This is a genomic window from Pseudomonas sp. OST1909, from assembly GCF_015277575.1.
In the GTDB taxonomy this organism is placed as follows: domain Bacteria; phylum Pseudomonadota; class Gammaproteobacteria; order Pseudomonadales; family Pseudomonadaceae; genus Aquipseudomonas; species Aquipseudomonas synxantha_A.
Genome location: NZ_CP063780.1, coordinates 1,702,430 through 1,716,879, shown reverse-complemented (window position 1 = coordinate 1,716,879; position 14,450 = coordinate 1,702,430). Strand labels below are relative to the sequence as shown.

Annotated in this window: 14 protein-coding genes; 4 read left to right on the top strand and 10 right to left on the bottom strand. The window is 60.4% G+C overall.

Features of this window, described 5'->3' with window-relative positions:
- Window positions 1-4: 4 nt before the first annotated feature.
- The 3 genes from IH404_RS07475 (at window position 5) to IH404_RS07465 (ending at window position 1,029) form a co-directional block, all read left to right on the top strand.
- Window positions 5-259 carry a bacteriocin immunity protein gene (locus IH404_RS07475; RefSeq protein WP_032803300.1) on the top strand — a complete coding sequence of 85 codons (255 nt, stop codon included), beginning with the start codon at window positions 5-7 and terminating at the stop codon, window positions 257-259.
- A 218-nt stretch (window positions 260-477) separates the two neighbouring features.
- Entirely contained in the window at window positions 478-744 is a 267-nt protein-coding gene (locus tag IH404_RS07470; RefSeq protein WP_032803299.1) for a bacteriocin immunity protein, read from the top strand.
- Between the two features lie 30 nt (window positions 745-774).
- The gene (locus IH404_RS07465) at window positions 775-1,029 is read left to right on the top strand and encodes a bacteriocin immunity protein (protein ID WP_087945225.1); all 255 of its coding nucleotides are present in this window, start codon (window positions 775-777) and stop codon (window positions 1,027-1,029) included.
- Window positions 1,030-1,177: 148 nt separating this feature from the next.
- Here the strand turns inward: IH404_RS07465 and IH404_RS07460 are convergent, their stop codons facing one another.
- The 8 genes from IH404_RS07460 to IH404_RS07425 form a co-directional block, all read right to left on the bottom strand.
- Window positions 1,178-2,179 carry a PleD family two-component system response regulator gene (locus tag IH404_RS07460; protein WP_032877485.1) on the bottom strand — a complete coding sequence of 334 codons (1,002 nt, stop codon included), beginning with the start codon at window positions 2,177-2,179 and terminating at the stop codon, window positions 1,178-1,180.
- 52 nt (window positions 2,180-2,231) lie between these two features.
- Entirely contained in the window at window positions 2,232-3,242 is a 1,011-nt protein-coding gene (locus tag IH404_RS07455) for a chemotaxis response regulator protein-glutamate methylesterase (protein ID WP_005785497.1), read from the bottom strand.
- Window positions 3,239-5,518 carry a hybrid sensor histidine kinase/response regulator gene (locus IH404_RS07450; protein WP_194440212.1) on the bottom strand — a complete coding sequence of 760 codons (2,280 nt, stop codon included), beginning with the start codon at window positions 5,516-5,518 and terminating at the stop codon, window positions 3,239-3,241. The genes IH404_RS07455 and IH404_RS07450 overlap by 4 nt, the downstream gene beginning before the upstream one ends.
- Entirely contained in the window at window positions 5,515-6,216 is a 702-nt protein-coding gene (locus IH404_RS07445) for a chemotaxis protein CheW (RefSeq protein WP_005785492.1), read from the bottom strand. Before IH404_RS07445 ends, IH404_RS07450 begins: the two co-directional genes overlap by 4 nt.
- Complete coding sequence (locus tag IH404_RS07440) at window positions 6,213-7,469, bottom strand: protein-glutamate O-methyltransferase CheR (protein WP_122736049.1); 1,257 nt, start codon at window positions 7,467-7,469, stop codon at window positions 6,213-6,215. Before IH404_RS07440 ends, IH404_RS07445 begins: the two co-directional genes overlap by 4 nt.
- Window positions 7,466-7,978, bottom strand: coding sequence for a chemotaxis protein CheW (locus tag IH404_RS07435; RefSeq protein ID WP_122736050.1), 513 nt, complete (start codon window positions 7,976-7,978; stop codon window positions 7,466-7,468). The genes IH404_RS07440 and IH404_RS07435 overlap by 4 nt, the downstream gene beginning before the upstream one ends.
- Complete coding sequence (locus IH404_RS07430) at window positions 7,978-9,600, bottom strand: methyl-accepting chemotaxis protein (RefSeq protein ID WP_005785487.1); 1,623 nt, start codon at window positions 9,598-9,600, stop codon at window positions 7,978-7,980. Before IH404_RS07430 ends, IH404_RS07435 begins: the two co-directional genes overlap by 1 nt.
- Window positions 9,601-10,151: 551 nt before the next feature.
- The gene (locus tag IH404_RS07425) at window positions 10,152-10,871 is read right to left on the bottom strand and encodes a tellurite resistance TerB family protein (protein WP_005785485.1); all 720 of its coding nucleotides are present in this window, start codon (window positions 10,869-10,871) and stop codon (window positions 10,152-10,154) included.
- Between the two features lie 304 nt (window positions 10,872-11,175).
- On the opposite strand from IH404_RS07425, the gene IH404_RS07420 reads away from it, so the two are divergent.
- On the top strand, window positions 11,176-12,801 hold the full coding sequence (locus IH404_RS07420) for a glucan biosynthesis protein D (RefSeq protein ID WP_194440211.1): 1,626 nt from the start codon (window positions 11,176-11,178) through the stop codon (window positions 12,799-12,801).
- Between the two features lie 53 nt (window positions 12,802-12,854).
- On the opposite strand, the gene IH404_RS07415 is transcribed toward IH404_RS07420, so the two are convergent.
- On the bottom strand, window positions 12,855-13,040 hold the full coding sequence (locus IH404_RS07415) for a hypothetical protein (RefSeq protein ID WP_005785481.1): 186 nt from the start codon (window positions 13,038-13,040) through the stop codon (window positions 12,855-12,857).
- Window positions 13,041-13,340: 300 nt separating this feature from the next.
- Window positions 13,341-14,447, bottom strand: coding sequence for an NADH:flavin oxidoreductase/NADH oxidase (locus IH404_RS07410; RefSeq protein ID WP_194440210.1), 1,107 nt, complete (start codon window positions 14,445-14,447; stop codon window positions 13,341-13,343).
- Window positions 14,448-14,450 lie beyond the last annotated feature (3 nt).

Below are 14,450 nucleotides of genomic sequence, written 5' to 3'. Positions count from 1 at the left end.
AAAGATGAAAACATTAATCACCGAATACACAGAGACCGAATTTCTGAACTTTGTAATCTCTCTTTGTGACAGCAGCGTTCGCACCGAAGAAGAAGACATTGAAATGGTTTTCGAGTTTGAACGCCTGACGGAGCACCCGGACGGAGCGGATCTAATCTACTACCCAAGAGATGACAGAGAAGACAGCCCAGAAGGAATTGTAAAAGAAGTCAAAGAGTGGCGTGCGAATAATGGCAAGCCTGGTTTCAGAATAGAATAACGCCGCCCTATCCCCTGCCATCGGTTCTACAACGATGGCAGACTTCTTATTTCACTCAACGAGTCGACAATAACCTCGGCAGTCAACAGCACAATCGACCTGCCGGTTCGAATGAGTTCGAAGACGGCTGCCGATGGGCGGTCAGAATCATAATGCTGAAATTTACGCATACTAACCCCTAAACGCCACATGGAGCCTCATAAGAAAGGAGCCGAATGATGAAACTCAAACAAAGTTTTTCCGAGTATACAAAAGATGAATTTTTATTATTCATGAAAGAAATACTCAAGGAAAATACCGCTCCAACCGATGAGCGACTAGATAAACTTTTACAACACTTCGAATTAATTACTGAACACCCAGAAGGAACAGACCTTATTTATTACACCGCATCGGATACAGAAAGTACAATTGAAGCTATAACTGAAAGAGTTGAAAACTGGCGAGCCACCAATAACAAGCATGGATTTAAGGTTGAGCCATAATAAATACGGCCATTCAACTGGGTAATTAAGATGAAAACCTCAATTTCCGAGTACACAGAAAGCGAATTTTTAAGTTTTGTAACTTCTCTTTGTGATGCGAGTGCTCGCACTGAGGAAGAAGATGACGAAATGCTATTAGCATTCAAGCGACTTACGGAGCATCCTGACGGATCAGATCTCGTCTACTATCCAAGAGCTGACAGAGAAGACAGCCCGGAGGGCATTGTAAAAGAAGTTAAAGAGTGGCGTGCGGCTAATGGCAGGCCTGGATTTAAAATAGAATAATCTCTCTGCAATCCCCCTTCCATCGACGCTACATAGATGGCGGGTTTCTTCGTTCAACCACGTTCATGTGCACTTAATCTGGACGAATACCGCGCTCACAATGTGGGAGGGAAGCCCCTCCCACATTTTAATGGGGTACAGCCTCAACTCACTCGATACCAACCTGATTACGCCCATTATGCTTGGCCGTATACAGCCCCTTGTCCGCCGCCATGATCAGTTGCCGGCAGTCCGTGCCCTGCACCGGCGTCAACGTCGACAAGCCAATGCTGATGGTCAGGCTCGCCCCTTCTGCCGGGGCAATGTGCGGGATTTTCAGGGCCGCCACCGCCATGCGCAGTTTTTCTGCCACCAGGCGCGCACCGCCCGGCGAGGTGTTGGGCAGGACCAGCGCAAACTCTTCGCCGCCGTAACGCGCCGGCAGGTCCGAAGGGCGGCTGCTGGCGTCGCGGATAGCGGCGGCGACTTTGCGCAAGGCTTCATCGCCTTCGACGTGGCCGAAGCTGTCGTTGTAGGTCTTGAAGAAGTCCACGTCGATCATCAGCAGCGACAGTTGGGTCTGGTCGCGCATGGCACGGCGCCACTCCAGTTCCAGGTATTCGTCGAAGTGGCGGCGGTTGGACAGCCCGGTCAGGCCGTCGGAGTTCATCAGGCGTTGCAGCACCAGGTTGGTATCCAGCAACTGTTGCTGGCTGACCCGCAGCGCACGGTAGGCCGCGTCACGCTGCAACAGCGTCATGTAGGAGCGCGAGTGGTAGCGGATACGCGCTACCAGCTCGATGTTGTCGGGCAGCTTGACCAGGTAATCGTTGGCGCCGGCCGCAAAGGCCGCACTCTTGATCAGCGGGTCTTCCTTGGTGGACAGCACGATGATCGGGATATTTGCGGTCGCCGGGTGATTGCGGTATTCACGCACCAAGGTCAGGCCGTCGAGGCCGGGCATCACCAGGTCCTGCAGGATCACCGTCGGCTTGATGCGGATCGCCTGGGCAATCGCCTGGTGCGGGTCGGCGCAAAAGTGGAAGTCGATGTTTTCTTCATGGGCCAGGCCGCGCCGCACGGCTTCGCCGATCATGGCCTGATCGTCGACCAGCAGCACCATGGCGGCGTTCTCATCGGTCTTGAAGTCGTCGAGCTGTAAATCATTCATGTGCAGTCACCTGAATTACTACCTGCAAGCCAGCACGGCGGGAGATTTTCGATCATTTTGCAAAGACCTCCAGCAATCGGGGCGCAATTCTATCCAGTGGGCGAATTTCAACAGCAGCATCAATCGCCGCCGCCGCTTTGGGCATGCCGTACACCGCCGAGCTCTGCTGATCCTGGGCGATGGTCAAATATCCTTGTTCGCGCATCAGCTTGAGGCCCTGGGCCCCGTCGCGCCCCATGCCGGTCAGTAGTACGCCGACGGCGTCACCGGTCCAGTAACTGGCGACGCTTTCGAAAAACACGTCGATGGAGGGCCGGTAAATCTCGTTCACCGGCTCTGCGGTATAGGCTAGCGTGCCATTTTTCAACAAGCGAATATGATGGTTGGTGCCGGCCAGCAAGACCACGCCGGCCTGGGGCGGCTCGCCCTCACAGGCCAGGCGCACGGGCAGGCCGGAGGCGCTGCTCAGCCACTCGGCCATGCCGGCGGCGAAGACCTGGTCCACATGCTGCACCAGCACGATGGCGGCGGGAAAATCCCGCGGCAAGCCCTTGAGCAGAACCTCCAGCGCCGCCGGCCCACCCGCTGAAGAACCAATGGCCACCAGCCGTTGACGCTTGCCGGTGCCCCGTTGCGGTGGGGTTTCGGCACGCACACGCGTGCCGCGCTGGCCAATCAACCAACCGATATTGAGGATCTTGCGCAATAGCGGTGCCGCCGCATCCTTGGGGTTGCCTACGCCCAGCGCCGGGGTATCCACCACATCCAACGCTCCGTGGCCCATGGCTTCGAATACGCGGCTGACGTTGGCCTGGCGGTCGACAGTGACGATCACGATAGGGCAAGGCGTGTCGGCCATGATCTGCCGGGTAGCCTCCACCCCATCCATCACCGGCATGATCAGGTCCATCAGGATCAGGTCCGGGGTCAGCTCGGCACAGCGCCGCACCGCTTCCAGGCCATTGCTGGCCACCCACACCACCTCGTGGGCGGGCTCAAAGCTCAAGGCGCGACGCAAAGCCTCTATCGCCAGGGGCATGTCATTGACGATCGCAATCCTCATGCCCGGGCGCCTCCAATCAGTTCAACCACGGCGTCGAGCAAGGCGTCGTCATGGAAACTGGCTTTGGCTAAATAATAGTCGGCGCCCGCGTCGAGTCCACGACGTCGGTCTTCTTCACGATCCTTGTAGGAAACCACCATCACCGGCAACGATTGCAGGCGACTGTCACGGCGCAAAAGTGTGACCAATTCAATACCGTCCATGCGAGGCATATCAATATCAGTGATAAGCAGGTCGAAGTCCTCGGAGCGCAATGCGTTCCAGCCATCCATGCCATCGACCGCAACAGCGACTTCATAACCACGATTGAGTAATAATTTGCGTTGCAGCTCGCGTACGGTCAGCGAGTCGTCTACCACCAGCACGCGCTTGCGCGGTGCTTCGGTGGCCTGCTGGCTGCGCCGGGCGATACGTTCCAGGCGGCCGGTGTTGAGCAATTTATCCACCGAACGCAGCATGTCTTCGACATCGACGATCAGTACCACCGAGCCGTCATCGAGCAACGCCCCTGCAGAAATATCCTGGACCTTGCCCAGGCGATCATCGAGCGGCAACACCACCAGGGTGCGTTCACCGATAAAGCGCTCCACGGCAATCCCGTACACGGCATCGCGCTCGCGGATCACCACGACTTTCAGGGTCTGCGAAGGACTCTGCCCCGGTGGGCGCTGCAGCAACTGGCTGGCGGCAACCAGGCCCACATGCCGGCCCTCGTGCCAGAAATGCTGGCGGCCTTCCAGTTGCACAATGTCGTCGGGAGCCAGGTCACACATGCGTTCAATGTGGGCCAGGGGGAAGGCATAGGCTTCTTCGCCCACGTCCACCACCAGGCTGCGCACCACCGACAAGGTCAACGGCACTTCCAGATGGAAGCGACTGCCCTGCCCCGCCGTCTGCTCCAGTACCACCGCGCCACGCAGTTGGCGAACCATATGCTGCACTGCATCCAGGCCAACGCCACGACCGGACACCTCGGTGACCTTGTCGCGCAAGCTGAACCCCGGCAGGAACAGGAACGTCAGCAGTTCCTCTTCGCTCAGGCGCAGGGCAGTTTCCACCGGCGACAGATTACGTTCGACAATGGTGCCGCGCAGGCGCTCCAGATCGACACCGTTGCCGTCGTCGCTCAATTCCAGTACCAGCAACCCGGCTTGATGGGACGCACGCAGGCGGATCAGGCCTTCCGCCGGTTTGCCCGCCAGCAGCCGCTGCTCGGGCGTTTCGATGCCGTGGTCGACCGCATTGCGCAGTAAATGAGTGAGCGGTGCTTCAAGTTTTTCCAGGACGTCTCGATCGACCTGGGTCTTTTCGCCTTCGATTTCCAGGCGCACTTGCTTGCCCAGGCTGCGACCGAGGTCACGCACCATGCGCACCTGCCCCGCCAGCACGTCGGCAAACGGTCGCATGCGGCAGGCCAGCGCGGTGTCGTAAAGCACCTGGGCGCGCTGGCCGGCCTGCCAGGCGTACTCGTCAAGTTCCGCGTTTTTATCCGCCAGCAGTGCCTGAGCTTCGCTCAACAAGCGGCGGGTATCGGCCAGGGCTTCCTGAGTCTCAAGATTCAAATCCAGGTGCTTGAGGTGACCGTCCAGGGTATCGAGGGCGCGCAGGCTGTTGCTTTGAATGCGCTTGAGGCGTTGCATACTGGCCAGGTGAGGCTTGAGCCGCTGGGTTTCCACCAAGGACTTGCTCGACAGGTCCAACAGGCTGTTCAAGCGCTCGGCGGTAACCCGCAGTACACGCTCGCCACCCTCGGTGATGCGCTTGTTCTGACGCGGTGGCTCACTGCTGACGGGCGGTGCAACCTCTGGCTCTTGCGGCAATGCTTCAACGATAGGCGCCGGAGCAGGCTCGGGCTCGGCTTTTGGCGCCGGCGTAGCGGGTGGCTGCGCCGGGTCAAGCAGACGCTCCATCAACGCCACGTACGCCTGGATATCCAACGGCCCCACGCTGTTGCCTGGCGTGGCGATACGCATCAGCAGGTCAGTGCCTTGCAACAACGCATCGATATGTTCCGGTTGCAGGTACAGACGACCTTCCTGGGCGCTGACCAGGCAATCCTCCATGACGTGGGCCACGCCGACCCCGGCATCCACCCCAACAATCCGCGCCGCGCCCTTGAGCGAATGTGCGGCGCGCATACAGGCTTCAAGTTGATCCGCCTGGGTCGGGTTGCGCTCCAGGGCCAGCAGGCCGGCGCTCAATACCTGGGTTTGCGCATCGGCCTCCAGGCTGAACAGCTCCAACAGCGAGGCATCACGCATCTGGTCGGGGGTCATGCGAGGCTCCGGGTCACGGCGGACAACAATTGCGCTTCGTCCAGCCAGCGCAGGCTGCGGCCTTTGAACTGCAACACACCTTGGGTATAGCGTGCGCTGGCCTGGGTACCGGAGGCCGAGGCCGCGTTCAAGGTGCGCTCATCGATGGCATGAATGCCATCCACTTCATCCACCGGCACGACGATCGGACCGTCCTGGGCGGCAATGATCAACATGCGCGGCATGATCCGCCCGCCACTGGGCCCGCTGCTGGTGCTGTCCAGGCCCAGCAGTTCCACCAGCGATAGGCACGCCACCAGCGCACCCCGCACGTTGGCCACCCCCAGCAGCGCACGGGAACGCTGGTGCGGCAAGGAGTGGATCGGTTGCAATGGCGCCACTTCCACCAGGCAGCGGGTGGCGATACCGAGCCATTCTTCACCGAGGCGGAACATCAACAGCGAACGGGTGACCACCTCGCTACCCGCTTCGGCAGCGGCCTGCGAGCGCTGATCATCCTGCTGCAGGGCATAGCGGTCGAGCAGGCGCGTGGCGGCGGCGGAATACACCGAGCAGTTGCGGCAGTGAATATGCTCGTCCAGCAGTGGGCAGGACCTGTCGCCATGAATGCCGATACGGTTCCAGCAGTCATCGATGGCTTGGGTATCGGTCAGCGTCAGGTCCAGGCCTGCGGTGTCGAGCGCGTCAGGGCTGTTCATCGTTCGGACTCACTGTGTGCTCGCTCGCTACGGGCGGCGCGGGCTTGTAGCCGGCGCGCTCCCGCACTGTCGCCCTGGGATTCGAGCAACGCAGCCAGATGCATCAAGGCCTGCGAATGCTGCGGTTCCAGGTACAAGGCTTTTCGGTAATACCCCTGGGCTTCCAAGGCGCTGCCGGCCACATCGCTGAGCAACCCCAACCAATAGAACACCTGGGCAACCGGCGGGTGGCTGCTTAAATAACGCTCACAGGCGGCCCGGGCCTCCGCACTTTTGCCTTCATTGGCCAGGGTCGCGATCTGGCCGAGCAAATCCCCTGCGTCGGTGTGGGGCACCTTGACCGGCGGCACCTGAGTGCTGACCGTGCTGAACGGACGCGGCTTGAGTGGTATCGGTGCTGCACTGCGCTGCGGTGCTGGCGCGGGCATCGGCACGAATACCGGCGGCGGGGTCTGCTCTACGTGTCGACTGAAGGCAAAGGATTGCGGCACGCCAATCGAACGCATGCCATGGCGCCCCAGCAGGCTGCCCTCGGCCGGGCCGATAAACAGCACGCCGTCCACGTGAGTCAGTTCCTTGAGCACATCAAATACTTGCTTCTGGGTCGGCTGGTCGAAGTAGATCAACAGGTTGCGGCAGAACACAAAATCGTAGGTCGGCTCGTTGGCCAGCAGTGTCGGGTCGAGCAAGTTGCCCACTTGCAGACGCACTTGCTCGCGCACCCGGTCGGCGATGCGGTAACCGCCGGTTTCTTCAGTGAAGTGGCGGTCGCGAAATTCGAGATCGGCCCCGCGAAACGAGTTCTTGCCGTACACACCGCGCCGGGCACGTTCCACCGACAGCGGGCTGACGTCCATCCCCTGAACCTTGAACTGATGGGGCGCCAGGCCCGCGTCCAACAAGGCCATGGCAATCGAATAGGGCTCTTCGCCAGTCGAACACGGCAGGCTGAGGATGCGCAGCGCGCGCATCTGCTTGATCTCGGCCAGGCGCAGCTGGGCCAGGCGAGCCAAGGTCGCAAAGGACTCGGGGTAGCGGAAAAACCAGGTCTCGGGAACGATCACCGCTTCGATCAGTGCCTGCTGCTCGTCGTGGGAATGTTGCAGGAGCTGCCAGTAGGCCTCCGTCGACTGCGCCTGGGAGGCTTGGCAGCGCTGACGCACCGCACGCTCGATGATCGCCTCGCCTACCGAGGCAACGTCCAGGCCGATGCGTTCTTTCAAGAACGCCGAAAAACGCGGGTCACTGCTCATAGGCTTAACTCGGCGCAAAACAGCAAGGCGCGTACTTCAGCGCTCAGCAGCTCGGCAATGCCAATCCACTGCATCAAGCCCTGTGCATCCTCGCGTACCGGCCCCAGGTAGGGCGCCTGCTGGTTGTCCACGCCATAAGGCTGGAACTCGGCGGGGTCGCAACGCAGGGTATCGGTGGCCTGCTCCAGGATCAGCCCCAGCCCACGCGCTTCACTCCAGGGTTGCGGCTGGTAGTTGACCAGCACCAGCCGCGTGCTCGTACGAGCCTGAGCCGGGGTGCCGAACGTCAGGGCACTGACATCGATCACCGGCACCAGCGCGCCGCGATGCGCAAAGATACCCGCCACCCAGCGTGGCGCATGGGCGATCGGTTTGAGCGGCAGGCGCGGCAGCACCTCCGCCACTTCGGTGGCCTTGAGGGCAAAGCGTTCGTTGCCGATGCGAAACACCAGGAACAACGCCGTTTTCGCTGCCGGGACGGCGACGCGTTTAGCCGCGAGATCGCTCATCAGACTTTGAAACGCGACACGCCGCTGCGCAGACCCACCGCGACCTGGCTCAGCTCATCAATGGCAAAGCTGGCCTGACGCAGGGATTCGACGGTCTGGCTGCTGGCATCGCCCAATTGCACCAGCGCGTGGTTGATCTGTTCGGCGCCGGTGGCCTGGGCCTGCATGCCTTCGTTGACCATCAACACCCGCGGCGCCAGGGCCTGTACCTGGTGGATGATCTGCGACAGTTGCTCGCCCACTTGCTGCACTTCGAACATACCCCGGCGGACTTCCTCGGAGAACTTGTCCATGCCCATCACACCCGCCGACACCGCTGACTGGATCTCACGCACCATTTGCTCGATGTCGTAGGTTGCCACGGCAGTCTGGTCGGCCAGGCGGCGCACTTCGGTGGCCACCACGGCAAAGCCGCGACCGTATTCACCGGCTTTCTCCGCTTCGATGGCGGCATTGAGAGACAACAGGTTGGTCTGGTCAGCCACCTTGACGATGGTCACCACCACCTGGTTGATGTTGCCGGCCTTTTCATTGAGGATCGCCAGCTTGGCGTTGACCAGGTCGGCGGCGCCCATCACCGAGTGCATGGTCTCTTCCATGCGTGCCAGGCCCTGCTGGCCGGAACCGGCGGCCACCGAGGCCTGGTCGGCGGCGGTGGACACTTCGGTCATGGTACGCACCAGATCCTTGGACGTGGCCGCAATCTCGCGGGAGGTGGCGCCGATTTCCGTGGTGGTGGCTGCGGTTTCCGTGGCGGTGGCCTGTTGCTGCTTGGAGGTTGCGGCGATCTCGGTGACCGAGGTGGTGACCTGCACCGACGAACGCTGCGCCTGGGACACCAGGGCAGTCAGCTCGGTCATCATGTCGTTGAAGCCGGTTTCGACCGCGTTGAATTCGTCCTTGCGCTCCAGGTTCAGGCGCTTGCTCAGGTCGCCGGTGCGCATGACCTCGAGGATCTGCACGATACGCTGCATCGGCGCCATGATCGCGCGCATCAGCAACAGGCCGCACAGCGCCGCGGCGAGAATCGCCAGCAGCAGCGAGACGCCCATGCTGACCTTTGCCGCTGCTACGGCATCATCGATGGCAGCGGTGGCATTGTCGGCGACCTGTTTGTTCTCATTGATGATGTCGTTGAGCTTCATGCGGCCTGCGGTCCAGGCGGGGGTCAGTTGTTCGTTGAACAGCCTCAGCGCCTCGGCCGGGTTGTTGCTCTGATGAGCCGCCAGGACCTGGGCGAGAATGGCGTTGTAGTTCTGGTGCAGTTTTTCGAAGGCATCGAATTCGGTGCGATCCTGGGTGATATTGATCGTGCCCGCGTAACTGGCCATGTGCTGCTCAAGCCGCGCTTCGAATGACTTGTAGTCCTGCTTGTCTTCCTCGGAAATGCCCTGGTTTTCGTGGATCCCGACCAGTTCCTGGGTTTGCAGGTAGCTGTCGACCCAGGCGCTGCGGATCATCGAACTGAAAAACACGCCGGGCACGGCGTCGTCGCGCACGGAATTTTCGCTGGCTTCGATCTTGAGCAGGCGCGAATAGGAGAGCACCACCATCAGCAGCATGATGGCGATAATTACCGCAAAGCTCGCCAAAATCCTTTGGCGCAGGGTCCAGTTCTTCACAGTAATTCCTCGCAGGGGCATTCAAATGGAGGGGAGTATAGCTGAGCGGATGCTCGGGTTTATCAACGCTTTTGAGGGGGGATCCACAGAATGCGTAAGCGGGATGGGTAGCATCTTTGGCTACAGGGATCTAACTGAAGGGGCCCGGAGCAAATGTGGGAGGGGCGGTGCGACGGTTCGACTTGCTCCCGATGGCGGCCTCAGGGTTGGTTGGGATGTTGGATCAGACCGAGTACATATCCGTCATTCAGGTGACGGCCGCTATTGGTTCCGCTTTTACAGCGGGTCACTTTGGAAAAGAGCCCCAAAGTAACCAAAAGGCTCTTGCCCCACCACTCGGCACCTCGCTTAGGCTCGGTGTGCCCGTAATCCGCCAGTGATTTGGGGGGCCGCCGCCACGCGCCATCCATGGCGCGGGGCGGCTAAACCGGCATCCCTGCCGGTTTACCCCCCAAATCCCTGTCGAATTCCGGCCAGCGTGGTTTAACGGGGCGCCTGAGATCAAAAGCAGATCAAGAGCAAGATCAAGAGCGGCTCGCTTCGCATCGTGGTTAGCGGGGCAGAGCTGCGTTGAGCCGCACTTGCTTTTCCAGCTCCAGCTTTAAGCCGGGTTCAAGTTTCAGTTGGCGGGCCAGTTCATCCAGGTAGGCTTTTTCCATGAAATTTTCCTCATCCACCAGCATGACGCTGGCGATGTACATTTCGGCGGCCATTTCCGGGGTGCTGGCGGCGCGGGCGACGTCGGTGGGGTCCAGGGGCTTGTTGAGTTCGGCGTGCAGCCAGTGTTGCAGTTCCTGGTCGTTGTCCAGCTTGGTGAATTCGCCTTCGATCAACGCGCGCTCGCGCTCATCCACATGGCCGTCTGCCTTTGCGGCGGCCACCAGTGCCTTGAGAATGCCCTGGCTGTGTTGTTCAACCTGGGCCGGAGGCAGGCGGTCGATGGTTTGTGGTTCGCCTTGGGGGGCGCTGGCTTGCTGGGCTTGCCAGTTGCCGTAGGCTTTATAGGCAATCACACCCAATGCGGCCAGGCCGCCGTAGGTCAGGGCCTTGCCGCCGAATTTGCGCGCTTTTTTGTTGCCCAGCAGCAAGCCCATGGCTCCGGCCGCCAGGGCGCCGCCGCCGGCACCGCCGAGCATGCTGCCCAGCCCGCTACCGCCGAGTAAACCGCCAAGGGCGCTTTTGTCGTTGGATTTGCGTTGGCCGCCAGCCTTGTTTTGCAACATATCCTGGCCAGACTTGAGCAACTGATCGAGCAATCCGCGGGTATTCATTCGTAGCCTCCAGACACTTGGGTTCATAGGATCAATAGGCCCCCAGCGTAAGACGAAGTGCCAAAAAGCCGCGATCTAGAGTGCTTCCAGATGTAACGCGGGTATGCCAACCAGGAAACGTCTTGTTGCATATGCAAGGCCATCATCCCGCCATCAATCAATTTGCCTTGTTCATCGAACCGCTTAAGCTATCCGGCGTCTGTTTATTGTCCGTTGCGTTTGGCCGAAGGCATGTCCGAACCGTTATTTCTGATCCGCTACGTGCCAGGAACGGCGCGGGATTTGCTCACGACAGGTTGTCTCTATGCACCGCAGGAATTTGCTCAAAGCATCCATGGCCATTGCGGCTTACACCGGTTTGTCGGCCAGCGGCCTGCTGGCCGCGCAGGCTTGGGCCGGGAACCGTGCCGCCGACGGCAAGGCCGTGGCGTTCGATTTCGAAACGCTCAAGGCGCAAGCCAAGCAACTGGCCACCCGTGGCTATCAAGACACTAAGCAGGTGCTGCCGCCAACCCTGGCCACCATGACCCCGCAGAATTTCAACGCCATTGGCTACGACGGTAACCATTCGTTGTGGAAAGAGTTGAACGGCCAACTGGACGTGCAGTTCTTCCATGTCGGCATGGGTTTCAAGACGCCGGTGCGCATGCACAGTGTCGACCCCAAGACCCGCGAGGCTCGCGAAGTGCATTTCCGCCCTTCGCTGTTCAACTATGAAAAAACCACGGTGGACACCCAGCAACTGACCGGCGACCTGGGTTTTTCCGGCTTCAAGCTGTTCAAGGCGCCGGAGCTGGACCGCCATGACGTGCTGTCGTTTCTCGGCGCCAGCTACTTTCGTGCGGTGGATTCCACCGGCCAATATGGCCTGTCGGCCCGTGGCCTGGCGATTGATACCTACGCGAAAAAACGCGAGGAATTCCCCGATTTCACGCAGTTCTGGTTCGAAACTCCGGACAAGAATGCCACCCGTTTTGTGGTCTATGCCCTGCTCGACTCGCCAAGCGCCACCGGCGCCTACCGCTTCGATATCGACTGCCAGGCCAATCAGGTGGTGATGGCAATCGACGCGCACATCAATGCACGCACCGCCATCGAACAATTGGGCATCGCACCCATGACCAGCATGTTCAGTTGCGGCACCCATGAACGGCGCATGTGCGACACCATCCACCCGCAAATCCACGACTCGGACCGCCTGGCCATGTGGCGCGGCAATGGCGAGTGGATCTGCCGCCCGTTGAACAACCCGGCCAAGCTGCAATTCAACGCGTTCGCCGACACCGACCCCAAAGGCTTCGGCCTGGTGCAGACCGACCATGAGTTCGCCAGCTACCAGGACACCGTCGACTGGTACAGCAAACGCCCAAGCCTGTGGGTTGAACCTACCACCGCGTGGGGTGAAGGCTCGATCGACCTGCTGGAGATCCCCACCACCGGCGAAACCCTGGACAATATCGTCGCCTTCTGGACCCCGAAAAAGCCCGTGGCCGCGGGTGATTCGCTCAACTATGGCTACAAGTTGTACTGGAGCGCACTGCCACCGGTGAGCACGCCGTTGGCGCAGGTCGACGCGACCCGGTCAGGCATGGGTGGTTTTACCGAAGGCTGGGCACCCGGCGAGCATTACCCGAAGGTGTGGGCGCGGCGTTTCGCCGTAGACTTCAAAGGCGGCGGGCTGGATCGCCTGCCAGCGGGCACCGGCATCGAGCCGGTGGTGACCTGCTCCCATGGTGAGGTGAAGGATTTCAGCGTGCTGGTGCTGGATAACATCAAGGGCTATCGCATCCTGTTCGACTGGTACCCCACCAGCGACAGTGTGGAGCCGGTGGAGCTGCGCCTGTTTATTCGCACCCAAGACCGCACCCTGAGCGAAACCTGGCTCTATCAGTACTTCCCGCCCGCACCGGAGCAGCGCAAGTACACCTGAAATTAACCGCCTGATCATTCCCACGTCGCAGCGTGGGAATGATCGCAGGTGGCTTAGAACCGCGATACGCTTTTCATCGCGCCAATCAGATACCGCATCGCCACCTGATCACTCTCGGTCAGCGCCCGGTACTGGGCCAGCAACTCCATTTCATCCGAACTCAACCTTCGACCCCGCAATGACATCCGGCGGCTCAGAAAAGACGCCATCGCACCCGCTACGCCATAGGATTTGGCCATGGACCACTACTCCTGATATCAGTCAAATACTCCTGGTGCCCATTTCCAAACTCCCCCGAAGCACAACGCTTTCGTGGTCAAGCGGCCTACCTCCCTGGGCTAGGAACCAGGCTTACCCTAAGCTTAGAAACTATCTCGTGGCACGTGGGATTTTTTTAGAGTATTCACTTAAAAAAATGGCCTCGGTAATAAAACCCTACAGCGCTTGCTTACGCCGTGGTCGATACAGGACGCAAGTTCTGGCAACCGCAAGAAAAAACCCACCGTATCAGGGTGGGTTCGACCTAACTGTGCGCGGGATCAATCGCGCAGATCCGATTCATGGATCGGCTGGTCCCGATGGGTTGCCCGCTGGTACTGCGCCGGCCAGATAGCCTTGCGCCCGCCCAGGTCATCGTCGGCATGCAGCGGCCAGTACGGGTCGCGCAGCAGTTCACGGGCCAGGAAGATGATGTCGGCCTGGCAGGTGCGCAGGATATGCTCGGCCTGGGCCGGTTCGGTAATCATGCCAACCGTGCCAGTGGCGATGCCTGATTCCTTGCGCACGCGCTCGGCGAAGCGCGTCTGGTAGCCCGGGCCGGTGGGGATCTCGGCATTGGCGGCGGTGCCCCCAGAGGACACGTCGATCAGGTCGACGCCCAGTTCTTTGAGGCGGCGCGCCAACTCCACGGTTTCATCCGGGTTCCATCCGTCTTCGACCCAATCGGTAGCCGATACCCGCACAAACAGTGGCAACTCCTGAGGCCAGGCCGCACGTACGGCCTTGGTCACCTCCAGCACCAGGCGAATGCGGTTTTCGAACGAGCCACCGTAGTGGTCCTGACGCTGGTTGCTGATGGGCGAGAGAAACTGGTGCAGCAGGTAGCCATGGGCAGCATGGATTTCCACCACTTCAAAACCTGCGGTCAAGGCACGCTTGGCGGCAGCGACAAAGTCGGCGATTACTTGCTGGATCTGCCCTTCGTCCAATTGCTTGGGCTGGGTGTGATTGGGGTCGAAGGCAATCGGCGAAGGGCCCACCGGCACCCACCCGCCCTCCTCCGGCTTGACACTGCCATGTTTGCCGATCCAGGGACGATGGGTGCTGGCCTTGCGCCCGGCATGGGCCAGTTGAATACCCGCCACCGCGCCCTGGGCCGCGATAAAGCGCGTGATACGCCGCAGCGGCTCGATCTGGGCGTCGTTCCACAGGCCCAGGTCCTGGGCGGTGATACGCCCATCAGCCGTCACGGCGGTGGCTTCGGTGAAAATCAGCCCCGCGCCCCCCACGGCTCGGCTGCCGAGATGCACCAGGTGCCAATCATTGGCCAGGCCGTCGTCGCTGGAGTATTGGCACATCGGCGAGACCGCGATGCGGTTGAGCAGGGTCAATTGGCGCAGGGTATAGGGTTCGAGCAGCTGACTCATGGC

What these genes read in the sequence shown, in the direction of transcription:
- IH404_RS07475 (WP_032803300.1), top strand. Translation starts at nt 5, where the DNA reads ATGAAAACATTAATCACCGAATACACAGAGACCGAATTTCTGAACTTT.
- IH404_RS07470 (WP_032803299.1), top strand. Translation starts at nt 478, where the DNA reads ATGAAACTCAAACAAAGTTTTTCCGAGTATACAAAAGATGAATTTTTA.
- IH404_RS07465 (WP_087945225.1), top strand. Translation starts at nt 775, where the DNA reads ATGAAAACCTCAATTTCCGAGTACACAGAAAGCGAATTTTTAAGTTTT.
- IH404_RS07460 (WP_032877485.1), bottom strand. Translation starts at nt 2,179, where the DNA reads ATGAATGATTTACAGCTCGACGACTTCAAGACCGATGAGAACGCCGCC.
- IH404_RS07455 (WP_005785497.1), bottom strand. Translation starts at nt 3,242, where the DNA reads ATGAGGATTGCGATCGTCAATGACATGCCCCTGGCGATAGAGGCTTTG.
- IH404_RS07450 (WP_194440212.1), bottom strand. Translation starts at nt 5,518, where the DNA reads ATGACCCCCGACCAGATGCGTGATGCCTCGCTGTTGGAGCTGTTCAGC.
- IH404_RS07445 (WP_005785492.1), bottom strand. Translation starts at nt 6,216, where the DNA reads ATGAACAGCCCTGACGCGCTCGACACCGCAGGCCTGGACCTGACGCTG.
- IH404_RS07440 (WP_122736049.1), bottom strand. Translation starts at nt 7,469, where the DNA reads ATGAGCAGTGACCCGCGTTTTTCGGCGTTCTTGAAAGAACGCATCGGC.
- IH404_RS07435 (WP_122736050.1), bottom strand. Translation starts at nt 7,978, where the DNA reads ATGAGCGATCTCGCGGCTAAACGCGTCGCCGTCCCGGCAGCGAAAACG.
- IH404_RS07425 (WP_005785485.1), bottom strand. Translation starts at nt 10,871, where the DNA reads ATGAATACCCGCGGATTGCTCGATCAGTTGCTCAAGTCTGGCCAGGAT.
- IH404_RS07420 (WP_194440211.1), top strand. Translation starts at nt 11,176, where the DNA reads ATGCACCGCAGGAATTTGCTCAAAGCATCCATGGCCATTGCGGCTTAC.
- IH404_RS07415 (WP_005785481.1), bottom strand. Translation starts at nt 13,040, where the DNA reads ATGGCCAAATCCTATGGCGTAGCGGGTGCGATGGCGTCTTTTCTGAGC.
- IH404_RS07410 (WP_194440210.1), bottom strand. Translation starts at nt 14,447, where the DNA reads ATGAGTCAGCTGCTCGAACCCTATACCCTGCGCCAATTGACCCTGCTC.